Source organism: Providencia sp. PROV268, from assembly GCF_028477805.1.
Classification (GTDB): domain Bacteria; phylum Pseudomonadota; class Gammaproteobacteria; order Enterobacterales; family Enterobacteriaceae; genus Providencia; species Providencia stuartii.
In genome coordinates this window covers 114583-138062 of record NZ_JAMPLW010000008.1, presented here as the reverse complement: position 1 = coordinate 138062, position 23480 = coordinate 114583, and the positions used below count along the sequence as shown (strand labels likewise).

General features: G+C 43.2%; 19 protein-coding genes and 1 pseudogene. 13 read left to right on the top strand and 7 right to left on the bottom strand.

Translation table 11 applies throughout. From position 1 onward, the window contains the following. Positions 1-129: 129 nt before the first annotated feature. The 3 genes from PR699_RS07540 to metG form a co-directional block, all read right to left on the bottom strand. Positions 130-825 carry a CidB/LrgB family autolysis modulator gene (locus tag PR699_RS07540; protein ID WP_004917940.1) on the bottom strand — a complete coding sequence of 232 codons (696 nt, stop codon included), beginning with the start codon at positions 823-825 and terminating at the stop codon, positions 130-132. Then, complete coding sequence (locus PR699_RS07535) at positions 819-1292, bottom strand: CidA/LrgA family protein (protein WP_014657800.1); 474 nt, start codon at positions 1290-1292, stop codon at positions 819-821. Before PR699_RS07535 ends, PR699_RS07540 begins: the two co-directional genes overlap by 7 nt. 155 nt (positions 1293-1447) lie before the next feature. Next, the gene (gene metG, locus PR699_RS07530) at positions 1448-3475 is read right to left on the bottom strand and encodes a methionine--tRNA ligase (RefSeq protein WP_014657801.1); all 2028 of its coding nucleotides are present in this window, start codon (positions 3473-3475) and stop codon (positions 1448-1450) included. A gap of 225 nt (positions 3476-3700) precedes the next feature. On the opposite strand from metG, the gene apbC reads away from it, so the two are divergent. The 3 genes from apbC to htpX all read left to right on the top strand — a co-directional run bounded on the left by apbC (position 3701) and on the right by htpX (position 6638). Continuing rightward, positions 3701-4813 (top strand): iron-sulfur cluster carrier protein ApbC, encoded by a 1113-nt coding sequence (gene apbC, locus PR699_RS07525; protein WP_004917946.1) that lies wholly within the window; start codon positions 3701-3703, stop codon positions 4811-4813. Positions 4814-5051: 238 nt separating this feature from the next. Then, positions 5052-5612 (top strand): LemA family protein, encoded by a 561-nt coding sequence (locus PR699_RS07520; RefSeq protein WP_004917948.1) that lies wholly within the window; start codon positions 5052-5054, stop codon positions 5610-5612. Between the two features lie 69 nt (positions 5613-5681). Continuing rightward, entirely contained in the window at positions 5682-6638 is a 957-nt protein-coding gene (htpX, locus tag PR699_RS07515; RefSeq protein WP_014657802.1) for a zinc metalloprotease HtpX, read from the top strand. A 138-nt stretch (positions 6639-6776) separates the two neighbouring features. Here htpX and PR699_RS07510 read toward each other — a convergent pair whose 3' ends face one another. After that, complete coding sequence (locus tag PR699_RS07510; protein ID WP_004917951.1) at positions 6777-7562, bottom strand: helix-turn-helix domain-containing protein; 786 nt, start codon at positions 7560-7562, stop codon at positions 6777-6779. A 386-nt stretch (positions 7563-7948) separates the two neighbouring features. Here PR699_RS07510 and PR699_RS07505 point away from each other — a divergent pair. From PR699_RS07505 to asmA, 8 genes and pseudogenes are all read left to right on the top strand, one after another. Next, positions 7949-10370: pseudogene (locus tag PR699_RS07505) on the top strand (DMSO/selenate family reductase complex A subunit). Next, the gene (locus PR699_RS07500) at positions 10367-11008 is read left to right on the top strand and encodes a DMSO/selenate family reductase complex B subunit (RefSeq protein ID WP_014657804.1); all 642 of its coding nucleotides are present in this window, start codon (positions 10367-10369) and stop codon (positions 11006-11008) included. The pseudogene PR699_RS07505 and the gene PR699_RS07500 overlap by 4 nt, the downstream one beginning before the upstream one ends. Next, complete coding sequence (locus PR699_RS07495; RefSeq protein ID WP_014657805.1) at positions 11005-11907, top strand: DmsC/YnfH family molybdoenzyme membrane anchor subunit; 903 nt, start codon at positions 11005-11007, stop codon at positions 11905-11907. The genes PR699_RS07500 and PR699_RS07495 overlap by 4 nt, the downstream gene beginning before the upstream one ends. A gap of 11 nt (positions 11908-11918) precedes the next feature. After that, entirely contained in the window at positions 11919-12491 is a 573-nt protein-coding gene (dmsD, locus tag PR699_RS07490) for a Tat proofreading chaperone DmsD (RefSeq protein WP_004917969.1), read from the top strand. 218 nt (positions 12492-12709) lie between these two features. Further along, positions 12710-12961 (top strand): uridine/cytidine kinase, encoded by a 252-nt coding sequence (locus tag PR699_RS07485; protein WP_014657806.1) that lies wholly within the window; start codon positions 12710-12712, stop codon positions 12959-12961. Positions 12962-13794: 833 nt separating this feature from the next. After that, positions 13795-14439 carry a uridine kinase gene (gene udk / locus PR699_RS07480; RefSeq protein WP_004917981.1) on the top strand — a complete coding sequence of 215 codons (645 nt, stop codon included), beginning with the start codon at positions 13795-13797 and terminating at the stop codon, positions 14437-14439. A 51-nt stretch (positions 14440-14490) separates the two neighbouring features. Then, positions 14491-15072 carry a dCTP deaminase gene (gene dcd, locus PR699_RS07475; RefSeq protein WP_014657808.1) on the top strand — a complete coding sequence of 194 codons (582 nt, stop codon included), beginning with the start codon at positions 14491-14493 and terminating at the stop codon, positions 15070-15072. A gap of 123 nt (positions 15073-15195) precedes the next feature. Further along, entirely contained in the window at positions 15196-17043 is a 1848-nt protein-coding gene (gene asmA, locus PR699_RS07470) for an outer membrane assembly protein AsmA (protein ID WP_004917985.1), read from the top strand. Between the two features lie 76 nt (positions 17044-17119). Here the strand turns inward: asmA and PR699_RS07465 are convergent, their stop codons facing one another. Together PR699_RS07465 and PR699_RS07460 are read right to left on the bottom strand one after the other, a co-directional pair. Continuing rightward, positions 17120-17665 (bottom strand): hypothetical protein, encoded by a 546-nt coding sequence (locus tag PR699_RS07465; protein WP_076914363.1) that lies wholly within the window; start codon positions 17663-17665, stop codon positions 17120-17122. 173 nt (positions 17666-17838) lie between these two features. Further along, the gene (locus PR699_RS07460) at positions 17839-19413 is read right to left on the bottom strand and encodes a TerC family protein (protein WP_004917989.1); all 1575 of its coding nucleotides are present in this window, start codon (positions 19411-19413) and stop codon (positions 17839-17841) included. 244 nt (positions 19414-19657) lie between these two features. Here PR699_RS07460 and gndA point away from each other — a divergent pair, with 244 nt between their 5' ends. Beyond that, on the top strand, positions 19658-21064 hold the full coding sequence (gene gndA, locus PR699_RS07455; protein ID WP_014657811.1) for an NADP-dependent phosphogluconate dehydrogenase: 1407 nt from the start codon (positions 19658-19660) through the stop codon (positions 21062-21064). Between the two features lie 135 nt (positions 21065-21199). Here the strand turns inward: gndA and PR699_RS07450 are convergent, their stop codons facing one another. Further along, entirely contained in the window at positions 21200-21400 is a 201-nt protein-coding gene (locus PR699_RS07450) for an Imm53 family immunity protein (RefSeq protein ID WP_272572885.1), read from the bottom strand. Positions 21401-22187: 787 nt separating this feature from the next. Here PR699_RS07450 and PR699_RS07445 point away from each other — a divergent pair. After that, positions 22188-23378, top strand: a complete 1191-nt coding sequence (locus PR699_RS07445) for a multidrug effflux MFS transporter (protein WP_014657812.1) — start codon at positions 22188-22190, stop codon at positions 23376-23378. Positions 23379-23480 lie beyond the last annotated feature (102 nt).

Genomic DNA, 23480 nt, shown 5'->3' with positions numbered 1-23480 from the left:
AACCATATGTGATCAATGTCACTTTTCAAATGAAATAAATGAAACTCATCTTATAATTGAGAGATGTATCTCAAATTTTTGACGCGGTAAAAACCAAAAGAGGCAAATAAGCCTCTATTGGTTTTGAGTCTAGCCGAAAAGATGAAGAATAACAGGGAAGACAAAGGGGGCGAGCAGTGAGGTAATCACCCCGCAGGTCATTAAGGCTAAAGAGCTATATGCGCCTTCAATATAGTTGATTTCAGCACATCTAGCTGTACCGAGCGCATGAGAAGCGGTTCCCATTGCTAGCCCTCGTGAGGCGTGAGTGCGAATGCGCAATGCATCAAATAAGGCGTGACCAAACATGGCTCCTAGTATCCCGACAAAAATGACACAGGCGGCGCTAATAGCAGGGATCCCACCAATGGAATCAGCAACCGCCATAGCAATCGGCGTTGTGACGGATTTCGGTAAGACAGAGGCGGCGATATCCGGTGTTGCGCCGAGCCATAAAGCAATTGCAGTACCTGTAAACATAGCAACTAGGCTACCTGCTAAACAGATACTCAATAATGACTTCCATTGCGCTCGAATTTGGTGCATCTGCTCGTATAGAGGGAAAGCTAATGCAACAACAGCAGGTTGCAATAAGTCATTTAAGATCTTACTTCCCGCAAAATAGTGCTCATAAGGCGTATTGGTGAAAATCAGTAATGGAACAATGATGGCGATTGCGACTAACAATGGATTCAATAAAGGCAGTTTTAATTTTACTGACAATTTTCTCGCAATATAAAACACAATAATTGTTAGTGGTAACGACCACCAGATATGTTCTAGCATTTGTCATTCCCCTTATTTTGTTCAGTATCGCTAGTCACGCTGATAGTGTCTTCAGGCGGGAGGGGAACTTCATCAGGTTTAACCCCAACAATTTGGCGCTCTTTATGGATATAGTGGGAGCTAAAAGCCACCACAACCATGACGATTAGCGTGCTAATAAAACAAGAAACGAGAATAGGAACCAGTTGCTGACTTAATTGACCATAATAATTCATGATGCCGATACCTATTGGTACAAACAGCAAGGTCATATTTTTGAGAAGAATGGAACAACCAGGTTGCGCCCAGTGGGCTGGGATAATTTGCAGAGCTAGCAACATAAACAGTATTAGCATACCGATGATGCTACCGGGAACAGTAAATGGAAGCAGTGTTGATAACAGGTTCCCAACGATCAGACAGAGATAAAGCAGCGCAAAAGCGCGCAAATACTGCCATCCGGTTATCAGCACATATTTTAATGACATGAGACTCGTCCTATTATGCTAAGTATATTCATCATACAATTAACTTTATAATTGTGCTATAGATCACAGTTAAAACTGCATAAAAAAAGCGGAGAATTCATCATTCCCCGCTTTTCGCTTAATAATTAACTCTTTCCCGTTTGGGAACTGTTATTTTATTTTACTTGCATACCCGGTTGAGCACCGCTGTCTGGGCTTAGCAGGTAAATATCTTTACCACCAGGGCCTGCGGCCATTACCATACCTTCAGACAGACCAAAACGCATTTTACGTGGTGCCAAGTTTGCCACCATCACGGTCAGTCGACCTTCTAATACTTTTGGATCAGGGTACGCACTGCGAATACCAGAGAACACTTGGCGAGTTTCACCGCCAATATCCAATTGCAGTTTTAATAGCTTGTCAGAGCCTTCAACAAAGTCGGCTTGTTTGATAAGCGCGATGCGTAGATCGATCTTGGCAAAGTCATCAAAGGTAATCGTCTCTTGGATTGGATCATCGGCCAGTGGACCTGTTAACACCTTAGCTGGCTTAATGCTCTCTTTAGAGGCTTCCACCATAGCTTCGACTTTCGCCATTTCAATACGCGTAAATAGCGCCTTAAATGGCGCAACATCGTGGTGAGTTAACGGCGTGGTGATAGAATCCCATGTAAGCTCGATATTGAGGAAAGCCTCTGCACGTTTTGCCAGCCCTGGTAAAATAGGTTTCAAGTAAGTCATCAAGACACGGAATAAATTGATGCCCATTGAACAGATATCTTGAAGCTCTTGATCTTTACCTTCTTGTTTAGCGACAACCCAAGGGGCTTTTTCGTCGACATAACGGTTAGCTAGATCGGCGAGAGCCATTATTTCGCGCACCGCTTTACCATATTCACGACTTGTATAGGCGTCACCAATAATTTGTGCCGCGTCAATAAATTGTTGATAGAGCGCTGGGTCTGCGATGTTATCGGACAATTTCCCGCCAAAGCGTTTTGCAATAAAGCCCGCATTACGTGATGCTAGGTTAACCACTTTATTGACGATATCGCTGTTAACGCGTTGAACAAAGTCTTCTAAGTTCAAGTCGATATCATCAATGCGCGATGAAAGTTTCGCGGCATAGTAGTAGCGTAGGCAGTCGGCATCTAGGTGATCCAGATAAGAACGTGCTGTGATAAAGGTACCACGAGACTTAGACATTTTGGCGCCGTTAACGGTCACATAGCCATGAACAAATAGGTTAGTTGGCTTACGATAACCACTGCCTTCAAGCATTGCAGGCCAGAATAAGCTATGGAAATACACAATATCTTTACCGATAAAATGGTAGAGGTCGGTCTTTGAATCTTTATTCCAAAATTCGTCAAAATTGATATTGCCACGTTTGTCACACAGGTTTTTAAATGACCCCATATAACCAATTGGCGCGTCTAGCCACACATAGAAGTATTTACCCGGTGCATCTGGAATTTCAAAACCAAAATAAGGCGCATCACGGGTAATATCCCACTGCTGTAAGCCTGATTCGAACCACTCTTGCATTTTGTTGGCGACTTGCTCTTGCAGGGCACCTGAACGAGTCCACGCTTGTAGCATGTCACTAAATGCAGGCAGGTCGAAGAAGAAGTGCTCAGTATCACGCATCTCTGGTGTCGCACCAGAAACTACGGAACGTGGGTTAATCAGCTCTGTCGGGCTATAGGTCGCACCACAAACCTCACAGTTATCGCCATATTGATCTTCTGCTTTACAGGTTGGGCAAGTACCTTTTACAAAGCGATCGGGTAAGAACATGCCTTTTTCAGGATCGTAAAGCTGTGAAATAGTGCGATTTTTGATAAAACCGTTGTTTTTAAGCTTCTTATAAATGAGCTCGGATAACTGTTTGTTTTCTTCACTGTGTGTTGAGTGATAGTTATCGTAGCTAATCGCAAAACCAGCAAAATCGTCCTGATGCTCTTTGTTCACTGCTGCAATCATATCTTCAGGAGAAACACCTAATTGCTGAGCCTTCAGCATGATTGGTGTGCCGTGCGCATCGTCCGCACAGATAAAGTGAACTTCTTTGCCGCGCATTCGCTGATAACGGACCCAAATATCAGCCTGAATATGTTCCAGAATATGACCGAGATGGATTGAACCGTTAGCATAGGGTAACGCACAGGTTACCAGTAGTTTATTCGCGACTTGAGACATAGTAACTTTCTTACTTCCATTATTGAAAAGGGACTTTGATGTTAACCGATCAATTGTTTCGCGGCTAGGGTAATAAAATATTAATCCGTAATTTATGTGAAAAAGGAATTTTTTACTCTTAGTGGCTTTTCGTTAGTAAGGCGGTCACTATTTTGATGGTTCTCTGTTATGATAAATAGCAGTGAAAGAACGATAGTGTTAAAAATATAAAATAAAGGAGCCGGGATGAACGATAAATCCCCCGAGCAGAACAATCCAGAACTGCTGACTGAAAAAGTCTCCACCGTTTTGGCTTCATTTACACACCCAACACTGAAGCGTAATCTGATTTCTATCAAAGCATTACATCACTGTGCAATGTTGGATAATGTGTTGCATGTTGAACTAGTTATGCCATTCGTATGGAAGGGGCCTTTTCAGACTCTGATCAGCGAAAAAACGGCGGAACTGAAACAAGCGACTGGCGCTCATGCGGTTGAGTGGAAATTGCGTCACGATATTACCACGTTAAAACGGGCAAATGATTTGCCGGGTATTAACGGTGTTCGTAACATTTTGGCCGTCAGTTCCGGAAAAGGTGGGGTCGGTAAATCCAGTACCTCTGTCAACTTAGCGTTGGCACTTGCCCAAGAAGGGGCGAAAGTCGGTATTCTTGATGCGGATATCTATGGCCCATCGATCCCAAATATGTTGGGAACCACCATGGAGCGACCAACTTCACCAGATGGTCAGCACATGGCTCCGATTATGGCCTACGGTCTTGCGACAAACTCTATTGGATACTTAGTCACCGATGATAATGCAATGGTGTGGCGCGGGCCAATGGCAAGTAAGGCGCTAATGCAGATGCTACAAGATACCTTATGGCCTGATTTAGATTATTTGGTTATCGATATGCCACCGGGAACGGGGGATATCCAATTGACACTGTCACAAAACATTCCTGTTACAGGTGCTGTTGTTGTCACTACGCCGCAAGATATTGCGCTGGTGGACGCAATGAAAGGGATTGTGATGTTCAAAAAAGTCAATGTACCCGTTCTTGGTATCGTCGAAAATATGAGTGCACATATCTGTAGCAATTGTGGTCATGTGGAACCTATTTTTGGCACAGGCGGCGCAGAGAGACTCGCTGAGAAATATAACACGCAATTGTTAGGGCAAATTCCTTTACATATTTCTCTACGTGAAGATTTGGATCGTGGTCAACCTACTGTGATGCGTGATCCTGAAGGGGAATTTGCGGATATCTACCGTGAAATTGCCTCAAATATCTCTTCATTGATGTATTGGGAAGGGGAAAAAATCCCGACCGAGATCTCATTCCGAGCAGTTTAATATCGGTCTCTATTTGAAGGGGCTATTTCAGTTTTCTGGGATAGCCCCTTATATTTCAATCTACTAACCATACGCCTTATCGACCAATCCCTTTCCAACTTTTCTTATTTGTTATTTGCGTATTTCTCTATTTCATTATGATAGCGTAGAATGTTTACTATCTGTTTTTTATTAATGCTTACTCGTTAGGGCTTTGATATTGCATTTTTTTCCTATGGCGGATGCCTAAAAGGTGATTATGAAATTTTTAATTTTGATTGTCGTATTAGTATTGATTGTTATCTACTTTTATAACCGAATTGTGGCAATGCGTGAGGCTGTTATATCGAGTGAAACTGAGATTTCGGTACAATTAGACCGCCGTGGAAAAGTATTTGATAGTTTACTAGCAACGGTCAAAAAATATTTAAGCCATGAGTCAGAAGTTTTCAGTAAAATTACTGAATTAAGAACTCAGGCGAAAACAGCAACAGGGGCTCAGGCGAAAGAAGCGGAAGATGCCTTGTCTAAAATGGTCTCTAGTGGTGCGATTAATGTTGCAGTAGAAGCGTATCCTGAGCTGAAATCTGATGCCATCATGGCTAATTTGCAAGAGGAGATCGTCTCCTCTGAAAATAAACTGTCATTTGCCAAACGCGGTTATAACCGAGCATTGGAAGCGTATAAAGCCTATATTGCCTCAATGCCAGCCGTTTTTATCGTTAACCTCATTCCGAGTTTAAAAATTGATAAAGATTATTGGCGTCTTGATGAAGAAGCCATAAAAAGTGAAGAGTCCCGCCGTATTAACTTTGATTAACGATAACAAATCCATTGTATTTATCAGGGAGCCTTATGCTCCCTGAAAAGTTAGGCAGGGTATAGTGTTATGGATTTTAGAAACGTCATACGCAAAAACAATATCCGTACACGATTAGTCGTGGTGAGTTATATCTTCATTATGCTGATTGTTGGATTATTAGTGGATACAGCGACACATCCTGATGAGTGGGGTGGTTTTTTTGAAAATATGCTGGCATTTGCGACCTTTAAACGCTTTCCCGTTGCTACATTAATTATTTTAGGACTTACTTTTTTAGGATTAATTTATATTCATTTTCGCGGACACAAAATGATGTTAGCGGGTATGAATGCTAAAGAGATTACTGCGGAAAATGCCAGTACCGCGGAAGAAAAGCAGCTTTATAATATATTAGAAGAGCTAAGTTTAAGTGCGACTTTACGTTATGTGCCGCGTTTGTATATTTTAGATAGCGACGAGCCAAATGCTTTTGCTGCGGGTTGGAGTGCTAAAAATGCGTTAGTAGGTGTTACGCGTGGTTTATTACAAACGCTCAATCGCCATGAAATTCAGGCGGTGATGGCACATGAAGTTGGCCATATTATTCACGGCGATTCTAAATTGACACTGTATGTTGGTATCTTGGCGAATGTGATTTTGACCATCACAAACATAGTTAGCCAAATTTTTATTCGTACGGCAGGACGTAGCCGAAATAGTGCATCCAATAAAGCACAGGTGGTTTTATTAGCGCTTAATTTTATTCTGCCGTGGATAACGCAAATTCTCTATTTTTATCTTTCACGAACGCGCGAATATATGGCAGATGCGGCAGCCGTTGATTTAACAACCGATAACCAAGCAATGATCAGCGCCTTACGAAAAATCTCCGGTCAGCATGAGAAAACAGACTATGATCATTCGAGTATTGGAGATGCTTATCGTAGTGCGGCCTATATTTTTAATAAGGGGGATTCCGTGTTTTCGACCCATCCTTCGATTGAAAATCGTATTGCTGCCTTAGAGGGGCGTAAAACATTTTAATATCCACCGCGCCCAATGGCACAAACCTTAAATAACCATCTGCGGCTAAAATTGAGCGCATCCTCATTATTATTTAGTTGTAAAAAATCGTGGGGAAAATATCGGCAAAGGTTGAATTTGTATTTGTCAAAAAACAAGTTAAAAATGGTGGATATCCGAATCGTCATTTTTAAAATGAGAAGGGGATTGCCCCATCTGTTTTTTAAACATAATTGAGAATGCCCCTGCACTGTTGTAACCCAACTCATAAGCCACTTCGGTAATCGATTTCCCGGACAAAATATGGGAAAGCGAGTTCAGTAGGCATGCCTGCTGACGCCATTCTGAAAACGACATGCCAGTCTGGGTACGAAAGAAACGGCTGAAGGAGCGCTCGCTTTTGTGCAGCTGTTCTGCCCACTCCCCCGGTTGCGAAGTAATAACCGGTTTGCGCATAAACTCACGGCAGAGGCGGCCGAGCTTTTCATCTCGCGGGATCGGGGCGAAAAACGGCAGTGGGGGCATACGTGCCAGTTCGCAAAGAATCAGCTGCATCAGCACCCCGTCACGCCCCTGAATATCATATTCCGCAGGGATGTCCACTGCTTCCAGCAGTAACTGACGCAGCAGCGGAGAGACACTCACCACCTCACAACTAACGGCGTGGCGCGGCTTTGCTGCTGGTTCGATATACAAACTGCGTGTGCTGACATTCAGCATCCGAGTTTCATGGGCGACCTGTTCGGGGATCCACACTCCGCAGGAAGGTGGGATCACCCATTCACCGTCTGCGGTGCTGATTTCAATCAGTCCGGTGGCCGGATATAAAAATTGTGCCCGACGGTGCGCGTGGTATTCCAGTAGGGTATCGGGCAAATAATCTGTACCGAGAGCAATGACATCCCGCGCGATATTATCCACGCTTTTTAACGGAATATTTCTCATGAAGGCCGCGCTCCCTATCTAACGGAAAGAAAAATTAGAGGGTGTTATATCAGATCCTGTTACCGTAAAACAGGTCTTTTATGGCAATAACAGAACTGAGTGCCATATCTGTATTTTTACGGCAACAAATATAAAACGTTCAGTTAACAGGAGCAGGGATCAGGCCGGAATTCAAATGCCGTTGTCTGATTTTCGCATGGCGGCAATATATTAATCCATTACTATTTTGCTGCCGCCATTCTGTTTATACAGACTTTAATTATTACCGGCTATTAAGCGATTGCCGGTGGTGTAATGTTATTTCCGGTCATTTGAAATTAAATAATATTTATTATTTCCTGATTTTTAAATGCCGCACTGTATTTCTCACTCAGGGTAAATCCATTATGAGTCATCAATCCGGTCACGTTAATGAAAAATCCGGCACTCTCGGCGAAATAAGCCGACGCCGTTTCATACAGGCCAGTTCTGTATTATCTGCGGTGCCGTTTCTGGCATCCGAAAGTATTGCATCCGTTCCGTCCGATCCTACACAGATTCCTGTTCATCAAACGGATGACGGGGTTCGCATTGTACCGACATGCAGCAGTTTTGACTGCGGTGGGAAATGTGATATCCGGGCACATATCAAAGACGGAAAAGCCATCCGCATCAGTACCCGACCGGATGCGGAACTGAATGAAGATATGCCGATCATGCGGGCTTGTGTGCGCGGACGTGGTTACCGGAAATTTATTTATCACCCAGACCGCCTGAAATACCCGATGAAGCGGGTCGGTAAGCGCGGTGAAGGGCGTTTTGAGCGCATCAGCTGGCAAGAAGCAACCAGCCTGATCGCCGCAGAATGGCAACGTATCAGTGACAAATACGGCCCTGCGTCACGGTTTGTTAGCCTGAGTACAGGCGTGACCGGCGGGATTTTTTCCGGTGCGAATATGCTGCGCCGTCTGTTTAATCTGACGGGCGGGTTTCTGGAAAACTACCATTCCGTCAGTAACGGTAACACCATGGCAGCCACGCCGTATACCTACGGCACCGCCGCCAGCGGCAGCACACTTGATACCCTAGAAAATACCCCACTGGTGATCCTGTGGGGGGCATAACCCGAACGAAACTATTTTCGGGCACAGTAACCACTATTTCCAGAAGATGAAAAAGAACGGCACTCGGTTTATTGTGGTCGATCCGCGCTATTCCGATACCGCCTCCTCATTAGCCGATCAGTGGATCCCGATCCTACCGACGACAGATAACGCCATGATGGATGCGATGATGTATGTCATCGTCACAGAAAATCTACATGATCAGGCGTTTATTGATAAATACACGCTGGGTTTCAGCGAAGAGCAGATGCCGGAAGGTGTAGCGGATAATGAATCACTGGTGGCCTATCTAACGGGTAAAAAAGACGGCATAGCCAAAACCCCAGAATGGGCAGAGAAAATCACTAAAGTTCCGGCGGAAACTATCCGTCAGCTGGCGCGTGAATATGCCACAACCAAACCGGCGGTGCTGATGCAGGGCTGGGGACCACAGCGTCATATCTGCGGTGAACGCAGTGCGCGCGGTGCAACGCTGCTGGCAACCATCACTGGTAATGTCGGCGTGCGCGGCGGCTGGGCGGCAGGTTACGGCATGGCACTGAATCCGGAACTGCGCAAAACCATCGCCGGACCAAAGCTGTTTGATAACCCAGTAAAAGCCAAAATCAACATCACCAACTGGGTGCAGGCGTGTGAGGACAAAAATCTGGTCACGCCGGATAACGGACTGAAAAATGCAGACAAACTCGACACCGAAATCAAAATGATTTTCTCAATGGCGGGTAACTATTTGACCAACCAAAATACCGATATTCTCCATGCCGCAAAAGTGCTGGAGGATGAATCGAAAGTCGAATTTATTGTCTGTAGCGATCTCTATCTTACCCCGAGTGCGAAATATGCGGATTTGCTACTGCCGGAAACCAGTTTTTTGGAACGCTGGAATATCGGCGGCACTTGGAGTTACGGCGATTACCTGATCCTATCTGAAAAAGCAATTGAACCGGAATTTGAACGCCGTACCGATTACGACTGGCTGTGCGACGTGGCGGAAAAACTGGGGGTTCGTGATGCATTCACCGAAGGGCATGAGACAGATCGTGACTGGATAGAATTCCTCGTCAATGATGCAGCACAAAAGCGCCCAGAAGATAATATTCCGACGTTTGATGAGCTGCTGATAAAACGCCGTCATTTATTAACTCATCGTCCGCATACCCAAAATGTGGCTTTTGAAAAAAATATTCAGGATTTTGAGAACAACCCGTTCCCGACTCCGTCCGGCAAAATCGAGATTTTCTCCAAACGCCTGTATGACATGCACAATCCGGACATTCCCGCACTATCTCATTATGTTCCAGCCATCGAAGGACCGGAAGATAGCCTTACCGCGAAATACCCGTTACAGCTGATCACTTGGAAAGGTCGCAACCGCGCGAACTCCACGCAGTTCGCTAACCCGTGGTTGCAAGAAGTGCAGCGGCAGGAGCTGTGGATCAATCCCTTAGATGCGGCGGATCGCGGTATCAGTGACGGTGAAAAAGTGAAAGTACATAACGATCGCGGTATCACCATGATCCCTGTAAAAATCACACAGCGCATTATGCCCGGTGTGGTTGCATTACAAGCCGGAGCTTGGTGGCTGCCGGACAACAATGGCATTGATCAGGGCGGATGTGCCAACGTGCTCACCTCGTCACGCCGTACCGCGCTTGCCCACGGCAATGCGCACCAAACATTATTGGTTGAGGTGGAAAAAGCATGAGCAAATTCATCGTTTATCCGGCAGTCAGCAGCAAACAGTTAGGTTTTTATATTGATTCCGCCCGCTGCTCCGGTTGTAAAGCGTGTCAGGTAGCGTGCAAGGACAAAAATAATCTTGATGTCGGCCGCCGCTTCCGTCGGGTGTATGAAATGACCGGCGGCGGGTATAGCCGCAATCAAAACGGCGCACTGATTAATAACGTGTTCGCCTATACGCTTTCTATTTCCTGTAATCACTGTAAAGACCCGATCTGTGTGCGCAACTGTCCGACAACTGCGATGCATAAACGCGAAGGGGATGGCATTGTGATGGTCAATACTGATAAATGTGTTGGCTGTGGTGCCTGTGCGTGGTCGTGTCCGTACGGCGCGCCGCAGATGAATCCGGAAACAAAGCAGATGTCGAAATGCGATTTTTGTATCGATCTTCAACAAAAAGGTGAACAGCCAGTATGCGTTAGCACCTGTCCACTCGGGGCGATTCAGTTCGGCCCAATAGACGAACTGAGGGCGAAATACGGCGACCTTGATTACGTGACTGGGCTACCAGATCCGTCAATAACTCATCCGAATCTGGTGATTAACCCGCACTGGGGCGCGAACTTTGATGATATGAACAGTGAGAGAAAAGAAAAATGAATGAGTGGTCACTTTTAATTTTCACTTACATGATGAATGCGGCGGTGGGGCTGTGCGTTGTGAGTGGGGTATTTGCCATGCATTTCAGCCATCGCCTCCCGACAGACAGCTTTAAGCGTTTTATGATGCTGATGATTTTTATTATCTGCGGTATTGCGGGTGTGGGATCTGTTGCATCAATTACTCACCTCGGCGTGCCACTCAATGCGCCGAATGCCATTAATAACGTATTCAGTGCTTGGCTTAGCCGTGAAGTAGTGGTTACCGCATCATTTGTTGGCGTATTGGGTATCAGTTTTCTCTGGTTGTGGAAGACGGGCAAATTCTCTTTTCTGTTATATGGTGGAGCGATGGCGATCGGGCTGTTCGATATCTTCTGTATGGCATCGATTTACCGTTATACCTCGATTCTGACTTGGAATGATATCAATACCTATCTGATGTTTTACGGTACGACGCTGACACTTGGTGCAGTGCTGTTTATTCTGCTGGTGGTGATAGTTGAGAAAACCGGACACAGAGTTGGGATTGCGCTGCCCGCTGATACATTGTCATTATCACAGCTGTGGCTGTTGTGGGGGATGATGGCGGTAAGCCTAGCTGGTCGTCTGCTGTATCAGCCATTTTATGAGCATTACCTGACCCTCACACAGCTGACTCACAAATCCATTACATTTCCGCTGTCACCGATTGATGCGTATGACAGTATCGCCGAGCTGCGGATTGGTGTCCTAGCGGCAGCCGCAATTGGTGTGGCACTCTGCTGTATATCTCTTGTTCGAGCGCAGAAAAAAGCACATAACGGCGTACCGGTCTGCGGTGGGTTTATCACCGGCGGTTTACTGACTATTGCGGCAGAATTTATGTTGCGTTATGTGTTCTATTATATTCATATCTGAAGGGAGATGTAATGAATAAGACAGCTCACTATGCGGCCGCGTTTAATGTACTGGGGATCTGCTATCTGTTCCCGCCGGATGATGACAGCAACCGGATGGCGATGCGTCTGTTTACCCTGCCGGGATTTGCCCAGCAGTGGCCGTGTGAGGTGGATAGTACACTCTGCATGCAACTGAGCCGCACGGCCGCTGAGGGGGCGGAGGTACTGAAATCGGCATGGCAATCTCTGTTCGTCGGGCCAGGGTCGTTACCGGCGCCACCTTGGGGCTCGGTGTATCTCGATGCGGAAGGATTGTTGCAGGGGGATTCGACTCTTGCGCTGAGCGCTTTTCTAAAACAGGAACGGCTAAAACTAAATACCCCGTATCCGGAACCCGCTGATCACATCGGGCTGATTTTGTTTCAGGCGGCGGTACTGGCATCTGAAATGCGAGAAGTAGCGGTTAATACACTGCTCAGTCAGCACCTGATGAGTTGGTTACCGCGTTATTCGCAGCGTCTGGACACGCACGGAAACAGTCCGTTTTACTCCGCACTGACCCGACTGACAGTGACCACCGTGCAATCATTTATAAAAGCATAATCTTCACAGTGATTGATTACATCCCCATAATCTGATGCGCCTCTTTCTCTGGGGCGTTTTTTTGTGGCAGCACCAAGTGCCTTTCCTTAAGGTAAATTACCCGCCTAGGCATCACTGTGTTTGCGTTTGGTAGCCATTTTATAAACGATACGTTGAGTAACGATTAGACCCAATTGAGCTATTAGCCTTCGAACATAAAGATTAACGAGATAGACCAATTGGAAGAGCGGTTAAAAGTCAATTATAACCACGCAAATTTCATGGATCACAGCTTGCGGCATCAATACCTCAAAGCACCCAAAAGCGGTAAATCAGTAGAAATTCCTCAATACGACTATGTCGCTTATACATACAAAGAAACCAGCATTTACTTCAAACCTAACAAAGTTGGTATCGAAGGGGTCTTGCTACTGACAGATAAACGTTTATATGAAGAGAGAGATTTTTCGATCTTGTCGGTACTTGTTTGATAAAAGGGATAAAACGGATAAACGTACTATAATAAAAAGGAATATATTTTTGTTGTGCAGAAATTAGTATTGTGTGAGTTTTTGTGGTGCGTAGCAGATAAAAAATGAAATGATTTCTGACGGCACTGGTCATCTTGCTAGTCGTGATTATAGTTAGGCCAACAGCGTTGGCATGTCTGGTCGACCCCTAGTATGATGACAGGACTTGCTTCGAACACCGCTCTTAATGCAAGCCAACCTGTCTTGAACGTTGAAAATATGCGTCTTGACGTAGAATTGTGGCCTTTGCTTTCTTATCGCTTATCTCTATCGTTTATCCATTGAACAAATTGTTTTTAAACGATGCCGTCGTTCATCATACGCCAGAAAGTGAAACTCAAATGGATGTTAACCCACTGATTGCGCCAATGGGTAACAAACTCCAAACTCTATAGAGAAGAGTCAATGGTATTGAAAAAGTTGAAGTATCAAATAGTTTAGCGCTCAGGAAAACTCAGAATGATGAGTATAATATTACGTAACATCAACCTTCCCTTAAAAACGATGAGCGAAAAATAACGGATAATAACTGCCTTAGAGGGAGAAGGGCGTAAAACGTTTTTATTGTGCCTGCTGTAGGTTGATAAATAACGGCATGCCGATAACAGGGATCTAACCGCAATTGAATTCCCCTTTTATGGATATTTCTTCTTATTATTTAGTGTTTTTTTAGCGAGTTTGCTTTGTGAAGCTGGAACCTCACGCCATTAACTCCTATAATTCCGGCAACCATAACTTCATCAATATGAAGTCATGCATTTCATTTCAGATTTATTTAACCAGGTTATCATTTTATGACTGACATAGCGCATCACTGTACCATTGTTGGTATATCAGGAGCTTCTGCATCCGGAAAAAGCCTTATCGCGAGTACGTTATATCGAGAGTTACGGGAAAAGGTTGGTGATCATAATATCGGTGTTATACCAGAAGACTGCTACTATAAAGATCAAAGAGATATACCAATGGAAGAGCGGTTAAAAGTCAATTATGACCACCCAAATTCCATGGATCACAGCTTGCTGTATCAACACCTCAAAGCGCTCAAAAGCGGTAAATCAGTAGAAATTCCTCAATACGACTATGTCGCTCACACACGCAAAGAAACCAGCATTCACTTCAAACCTAAAAAAGTTATTATTATCGAAGGGATCTTGCTACTAACAGATAAACGTTTACGTGAAGAGATGGATTTTTCGATCTTTGTCGATACTCCGCTTGATATTTGCTTGATGCGACGGATAAAACGTGATGTAAATGAGAGAGGCAGAACGCTGGATTCTGTGATTGAACAATATAATAGAACCGTTCGTCCGATGTTTTTACAGTTTATTGAACCGTCAAAACAGTATGCCGATATTATTGTGCCTCGTGGCGGTAAAAACCGCGTTGCCATTGATATCTTAAAAGCGAAAATCGGCGAATTTTGCCAAGACTAAACAGCATTAGACAGTCTGGCGATGGAAAATAATGAAAGGGGGGATACCATCATGCGTCTTTGTGACCGCGATATTATTCAATGGATGGATGAGGGAAAATTAGTCATTAGCCCACGTCCACCTATTGAACGGATCAATGGAGCAACGGCGGATGTGCGCCTAGGAAACCAATTCCGCGTTTTCCGTGGGCATACCGCAGCCTTTATTGACCTAAGTGGCCCGAAAGATGAAGTTAATGCGGCGCTTGACCGTGTCATGAGTGATGAAATAATTCTCAAAGACAATGAGCCTTTTTTCCTCCATCCAGGGGAATTAGCACTTGCAGTCACTCTCGAGTCTGTTACCCTGCCTGATAACCTAGTGGGGTGGTTAGATGGGCGTTCATCGTTAGCACGATTGGGGTTAATGGTGCATGTTACTGCTCATCGAATCGACCCCGGTTGGTGTGGGCAAATTGTGTTAGAGTTTTATAATTCAGGTAAACTCCCATTGGCCCTGCGCCCTGGTATGGTGATTGGCGCTTTAAGTTTTGAGCCATTATCTGGCAGCGCAGATCGTCCTTATAATAGCCGACAAGATGCAAAATATAAAAATCAGCAAGGGGCGGTCGGTAGTCGTATCAGTGAAGATTGATAACGAGAAGTATTGCGGAATTATCTTTATGTTTAATTTGAGGTAATTCCGCATATTGTGCAGGGATAGGTGTAGTGTGAGCCTTTTGTGTGGCGTAGCAGACATAACTTGAGTGAGGGAAGAATGAAACGATTTCTGACGACACTGGTCATCTTGCTAGTCGTGATTGTAGTTGGGCTAACAGCGTTGGTCATGTTAGTGAATCCAAACGACTTTAGACAGTATCTTGTGGAGCAAGTCGAGAAAAAGAGCGGCTATCAGCTCGATTTTAAAGGCGATATGCGTTGGCATGTTTGGCCGACCCTTAGCATTATTACAGGACCTGTTTCGGTCACCGCACCTAATGCAAGCCAACCTGTCTTGAGCGCTGAAAATATGCGCCTTGACGTAGAATTGTGGCCTTTGCTTTCTCATCGTTTATCTGTTGAACAAATTGTTTTAGACGGTGCAGTCATTCGTCATACACCAGAAAGCGAAGCTCAAACTGATGCTAACTCACCGATTGCGCCAGCAGGTAACAAGCAAACACCAAGCTCTACGGAGAAGAGCCAATGGCTATTGGATATTGAAAAAGTTGAAGTATCAAATAGTTTAGTGATCTGGAAAACTCAGAATGATGAGTACAACTTACGCAATATCAACCTTTCCTTAAAGAAAAATGATGAGCGAAAAATTACGGCTAAATTCAGCGGTAATTTAAATAAAAACCAGCAGGAGCTGCGCTTTGATGCGCGAGCAGAGCTTGATCTCTCCCAGCTTTCACATCAAATTAGTGGGCAATTAACTCAATTTGATTACACCTTTACAGGTGTTGATTTGCCTGAAGGTGGCATAACGGGTCAATTCACCAGTGATTTTGCTTACATTAAAGAGAATGTTGCGACAGCCAGTTTAAATAACATTGTCATTAAGGCGAATGAAAGTGAATTAACCGGTAAAATCGCAGCACAATTAGGCAATATCCCTGATGTTCGTGTTCAGTTATCTTCTCATCGCTTAAATTTAGATAAATTACTGGGTACACCGCATACAAATGCAGGCTCCCATAATGCGAATGAGTCCGATAATCCTGCTCGAGTGGGGGTTAAACCTGTTATTTCTGGGAAAGAAACCCAAAAATATGATTTATCGAATTTAAAATCCTTTACTGCCAATATTGATCTCAATATCGATAATTTGATTTATCGTGGAATGGAGGTAAGCGCAGTAAAACTTGCAGCACAAAATCAAGCGCCTCAATTAGTCATTTCTCAGTTAGAAGGGAAGGCGTTTGGGGGACTATTCTCACTGCCTGTGACCATTAATTATGCTGCGATCCCCGCGCAAGTCATGGCGAAGCCTAATATCCAAAATATTAATTTAACGCCGTTATTAAAGGCATTTAATATGCCCGAAAAATTGAGCGGTATTGTGACTATCAATGCGGATTTATCGGGGCCTGGTTATGATGATTATGCCGTGAAACATTTATGGCAAGGTCCTGTGAGTTTCAGTTTACAAAATGCACGCTTAGCGGGCTTAAATATTCCGTTATTGATCCAACAATCTATTTCACGGGTGACCAATAAAATTAATGCGCCGGTCAATACGGGAAATTATACGGAAGTTGAATTGTTTACCGTTAATGGTCGTTTAAATAAAGGAACCGTCAATATTGCCTCAATGAATGCAACGTCTCCACTCATCTCGATTACCGGACAAGGTTGGGCAAATGTACCAGCCGAAACCCTAGATGTGAACTTGGGCGTACAAATCACTAAAGGTTGGGGCGGTGATTCTCGCTTTATTCAGCAGTTACAAGCGATGACTATTCCACTGCGTATTTATGGTGGATGGAGCAATCTGCAATATCAATTGAATGTCGAAAAATTGCTACGTAACGAATTAAAGACACAAGCAAAAGAGGCATTAGGTAACTTTTTGAAGAAGGAAGAACAAAAAGGGCTAAGTGATTTGTTGAACGCATTATAGTTTATAAATCAGAAGAACTCCGGCTATAAGCGGGAGCTCTTCTTTATCTATTATTGACTATCAATAAGTTACATTATTATTCATACTTTGATCTGCTAGCTTCTTGGGTTATTCTTTCATTAATTTTTTCTTGGCTATCTAATCCAATAGTATTGTTTTGTCGGCGTTCAAATTGGAATTTACTTTCCGCCAGATGAATTTTACCTTCAGTGCTTTTTACTAAATTATTCAGCTTGGTTATTGTTTCTTTCTTACTTGTATGATGTTTGTAAGAAGAACTATCTAATTTAGTTTGGTAAGATTTAATCTCATTTTTTAATGAAGACAATGTTGTTGAAATATCTTTCATATTGACACCATTTCGACTAAAAACATCGCCGCTTTGAGCGGTTTTTAGCTGGCTCACAATTTTTTTAATACTATTTTTAATTTTCGTATTAAGTTGTTTAACATCTTTTACATGTACAGTTTTCTCTGCTGTGACAATTTTAGGTTGTTGGTTTGATGTATTACTAACATTTGATGTAGAGCTTGCAATAGAAGAATTATTCGCTTTAATTGGGGGCGATTGAATATTTTGTTGCGATTGAACATTATGGATGCTTTGACTAGATACTTTCATCTCTAACCTCGAATAACATTATTAAGTTGCCTAAATTATTGAACAACTCAATAATTAATTCTTTTAAAAAACGCTACCATTTTTGTGTTTTAAGACATCGGATAAAGCAACTTTAAATATTTATGTAAAAAAATACCGGCTCACTGGCCGGTATGGTTCTAAATGAAGCTTAATTACTCTTCTTCATCTTCTTCAGGCTGTTTAGGTGGAATAATCAGCACCTTGCTAATACGGTGGTTCTTGACCTCAAGCGGTTGGAAAATACAACCGTTCACCTCAATTTGTTCACCTTCTTCAGGAACACGTTGAAGATGTTCCATCAATAGGCCTGCAATGGTTTCGTATTCACGTTTTTCATCCAATTCCATTGGAACAAATAAGATCAGGTCTTCTAATGGCATAAAACCATTGGCAATCCAGTGACCATCCTCCAACTTTTGGATGTCATGACGCGAATCATTTTCTTCTTCCCCATCTGGTAAGTTACCAGCAATGGTTTCCATTACATCGGTTAAGGTGACGACACCCTCAACAGTACCAAACTCATCGACAACAAAGGCAAAGTGTGTTTGAGCTTTACGGAACTGCTCTAGCGCTTTTAGCAGCGAAAGGCCTTCAGGGAAGATCAGGGGTTGAGTAATAAGAGCACGTAAATCAAGAGGTTGACCACTGAGCTGCTGTTTAACTAAATCAAGCACATGGATAACACCAACAGGCTCATCACTGATATTCTCATCAATCACCACAAAGCGTGAATGCGGATTTTTTTCCAGCAATTGTAGTAATTCACTGGCTGATTTATTGATATCTAAATATTCCACATCATGGCGTGATGTCATGATACTTTCGACATTACGTTCCGCCATTCCCAAAACTCGGGCAATCATTTGACGCTCTTGTGGATCAAAAACAGATTGGTTATCCGCTATCAAGTCCGATGTATGAGCATCCAATTCCGCACGTTCATGGTTACCGCTTAGAATACGTAGCACCGCTTCTGCTGTGCGCTCACGTAATGGGCGACTACCTTTTAGGAATTTGCGACGGTTAAATTGTGCGAACTGATTTAAGACTTCAATCATGATAGAGAAACCAATCGCAGCATATAGATAGCCTTTCGGTATCGAGTAACCGAAGCCTTCAGCAACCAAGCTAAAGCCTATCATCAACAAGAAACTGAGACACAGGATAACGATAGTAGGGTGGTTGTTAACAAAACCAGTTAGTGGCTTACTTGCCCATATCATCAACATCATGGCAATCGTCACAGCAGCAACCATAACACCAATATGGTCAACCATCCCAACGGCGGTAATTACCGAATCGAGTGAGAAAACTGCATCAAGGACGATGATTTGTGCCACAACAGCCCAGAAATTCGATGTTTTCCGCTGGGTATGCGCGTGTTCATCCCCACCTTCTAGCCGTTCATTAAGCTCCATTGTTGCCTTAAATAGCAAAAAGAGACCGCCGACCAACATGATCAGATCTCTGGCACTAAATGGATGATCGAATAGTGTAATTAAAGGCTTGGTGAGCGTGATTAGCCAAGACAAGCTAAATAGCAGAATGACTCGCATCACTAGTGCTAGCATCAGACCCGTTACACGAGCCCTATCACGCAATTTTTGCGGAAGCTTATCTGCCAAAATGGCAATAAAGACGAGGTTATCAATACCAAGAACGATTTCTAGAACGATAAGGGTGGCAAGCCCCGCCCAAATCGAAGGATCTGCGATCCATTCCATACAGTTTGTTTTACCTTCTGATATGACGGCATATGCCGACTGGTGAATAATGCGGTTTGTTTACTCAAATTTCAATAAAAATTCACGTTAATGAGACGATAATCTACAAATAATATTCCGTTTGCGTCATCGATTGCATCAATAACTACCCACCAGAACAAACCTGAGTTAACATGTGATCCTGTTAACAGAATTGCCAGCAAGTAAAATGCTGGCTTAGGTCCTAATCAGACAGGAGTTTTTCATGTCAAAGCAACAGATTGGCGTTGTCGGTATGGCTGTCATGGGGCGCAACCTTGCGCTGAATATTGAAAGCCGTGGTTATTCCGTCTCTATTTTCAACCGTTCTAAAGATAAAACGGATGAAGTTATTGCTGAAAATCCAGGGAAAAAATTAGTTCCCAGCTACACTATTGAAGAGTTTGTCGACTCTCTGGAAAAACCACGCCGTATCCTGCTAATGGTGAAAGCAGGTGAAGCGACAGATAAAACGATTGCTGCATTGACTCCGCATTTGGACAAAGGCGATATCCTGATTGATGGTGGCAATACGCTATATAAAGACACAATCCGTCGTAATCGCGAGCTATCAGAGCAAGGCTTTAACTTTATCGGTACAGGGGTTTCTGGTGGTGAAGAGGGGGCACTAAAAGGCCCATCGATCATGCCGGGTGGACAAAAAGAGGCTTATGAACTGGTTGCACCAATTCTAAAAGAAATCGCCGCTAAAGCAGAAGGTGAGCCTTGCGTGACTTATATTGGCCCAGATGGTGCTGGTCATTATGTTAAAATGGTTCACAATGGTATTGAATATGGTGATATGCAGCTTATCGCTGAGGCCTATTCATTATTAAAAGGTGCTTTAAACCTAAGCAATGAAGCGCTTGCAGAGATTTTTGCAGATTGGAACCAAGGTGAACTAAGTAGCTATCTGATTGAAATCACCGCTGATATCTTTAAGAAAAAAGATGAAGATGGCAAATATCTTGTTGATGTTATTTTGGATGAAGCGGCAAACAAGGGCACAGGTAAGTGGACTAGCCAAAGCTCTTTAGATTTAGGTATTCCAGTAACACTTATCACTGAATCGGTATTCGCACGTTATATCTCTTTCCTAAAAGATCAACGTGTTGCTGCTTCTAAAGTGTTAACTGGTCCGGCATTAAAAGCGGTTGAAGGTGATAAAAAACAGTTTATCGAAAAAGTACGCCGTGCGTTATACCTAGGTAAAATCGTCTCTTATGCTCAAGGCTTCCAGCAATTAAAAGCGGCTTCTGACGAATATAACTGGGATCTTAACTACGGTGAAATCGCGAAGATTTTCCGTGCTGGTTGTATTATTCGTGCTCAGTTCTTGCAAAAGATTACAGATGCCTACAATGAAAACGCACAGATTGCGAACTTGTTATTAGCGCCATACTTTAAGCAAATCGCAGATGAATATCAGCAAGCGTTACGTGATGTGGTTTGTTATGGTGTACAAAACGGTATTCCAACACCCACATTCTCAGCCGCAATTTCTTATTATGATAGTTATCGTTCAGCGGTATTGCCTGCTAACTTAATTCAGGCGCAGCGCGATTATTTCGGTGCTCATACTTATAAACGTACTGATAAAGAAGGCGTATTTCATACCGAATGGATGGAGTAATTCATTAAAACAATGAATTACATAAGTGAGGGGGCTGGTGATCCAGCCCCTTTTTTTGTGCATACAACTCCCCCTATTAGGCTGGGGAAGTCATGAATATTAAAAACATTATGCTAGGCTGAAGGAGATATACTGTTATGACCCATTAAGCCATTTAATAGCGTAATCTAAGATGATATTTAAATTTTGTGGGCTTCCATAGCCTTTAAATTCTTTATCAGTTGTAATGATATTTAACCAATCATCATTGCTATTATTAACAATAAGGTTTGATTTATTTTTTCCACTCTCACCATTAATATGAACTCGCCAGCCTGGATTGTCTAACGTACTGATGTCTAATCCATATTAATGCTCCCAAATTCCATCGCATTGAGATTTATACCAATTTTGTAATTGAGTAATTAGATTATTATTCATTTTTTAAGTATTTATTTCTCAGTTCGCTCTCTTATTATGCTAATACTCGTCAGAACTCAAAGTTGATAATGTCATAAATGTAGGTAAATCAACTGGGGTTGTCAGCTAAAACAAATTAGACAAGAACTCGCAAGAGACAGCGTAAGGGGAATAGAAGGCTTATGCAAATTATGGTGTGACTTCATGGATTGCCATTACTCGAGAATATCGCCTTATTGAATTGATGATAATACTATTTTTATTGAAGTGAGCTTACCCTACGATAGGGTGAGAAAATAGGCTTCGACTAGGAATAATACATAGCGATTATTTACCTGATGGATCCGCAAGAGAAGAATTTTGAATAACAAACCATAACTAATAACACTATAAAAAATGAACTGGTATTCATCAATTGGCTATTACGTTGCGGGGAGTGACTGATACGACGCTGTTCATTCGCTTAGTCTAAAATACTCGTTTACTTAGTGATAGTTAGAGGATCATAAGTTGCCTAACAGAGCATCTGTACTCTGCATTCAAGCGTTAAATTTACTTAACGGTGAGTTTTTTATGCTGAAAGATATTCGGACAAGAAAATCGGGTATCGCTTTGATTGATTCTACTGATAGAATTATCAGTTCATTTTTATTATTAGGCTGAGAAAGCTTCACTGCAAAGCCTAGATTGATCATTTGATGATTGTTCACTAAGAATTCTATTTATGCGAAAGTTCCTTGTCCTGTTACTGTTACTCGTACTACTTAGCCCACTGGCGATTGACCTATATTTACCGACAATCCCTGCTATTGCGATTGCCCTTGGCTCCCCAGAGTCACTGATACAATCAACAATCGCGCTGTTTATTTTAATTTTTGGTATAGGGCAGTTGGTCTCAGGGCCTTTAATTGATCGATATGGACGTAAACCTATCGCCATCATAGGGATCTTAATTTATATCATCGGGTCGACAGTTGCAGCATTATCAACTGCGGTGGAGATCTTTATTGCTGCGCGAGTGCTGCAAGGTGTCGCGGTCTGCTGCACAGGTGTAGTTGCTTTTAGCGGGGTGCGAGACCGTTTAAATGGTACAGAAGCGGCGCGTGCTTTTGGCTTCCTGAATGGCACATTAAACATTGTGCCAGCGCTTGCTCCGCTATTAGGTGGCTTTTTGGCAGAATATTGGGGATGGCGCGCACCTTTTTGGTTCCTTGCCCTCTATGCATTACTGCTCTTAGTATTGGTGATAGCTTTTTTACCTGAAACTCGCCCTGCAAGTTTGCAACATGTGAAAAAACTGCAACTTAACCATTATCTGCACATTTTGCGTAATAAGTATTTTATGATTTTTGCATTGGTTAATGCGGGTAGTATGGGAATGGTACTGACTTATGTCTCCTTTGCACCGAGCGTGTTAATGGGGGATTCAAAGCTAACCCCGCTAGAATTTTCGCTTGTGTTTGGGGCAAATGGTTTTTGGATCATGTTTGCTAGCTATATTGCTAACCACTATATCCCGAAAATTGGTCGCCCTAATTGCTTAAAAGCAGGTAGCTTATTTATGGGGATCGGGTGTTTAGGCCTCGTATTAGGCTTAATGTTACTGCCCTATGCGTTACAAAACCATTGGTTAGTCTATATGTTACCTGTTGCTTGTGCCTGTACAGGACTCGCTTTTATGATGGGAACCGCAACCAGTTACGCGTTAGAACCTTTTGAAAAAGAGGCTGGAACGGCCTCTGCACTGGTCGGGTTTATTCAAATGGCGGTTGGTGCGGGGTTAAGTTTATTGGCGATTAATGCCTTCTTACCAGCAAAGTGGGCGCTAGCTATTTTAATGTTGTTAGGCTGTATCATTGCGCTGGTGGCAAGGAATGTCAGCTTAAAATTAGCCGCACAGAATGAGGCAGCATAAATGATAAATCCCTTATTAAAACAGCCTAGGGTGGCTAAAGGTGATGTATTTTTGAGCGCGAATACATCACCATAGACAGCGTTCTATGGTAATAATAATTTT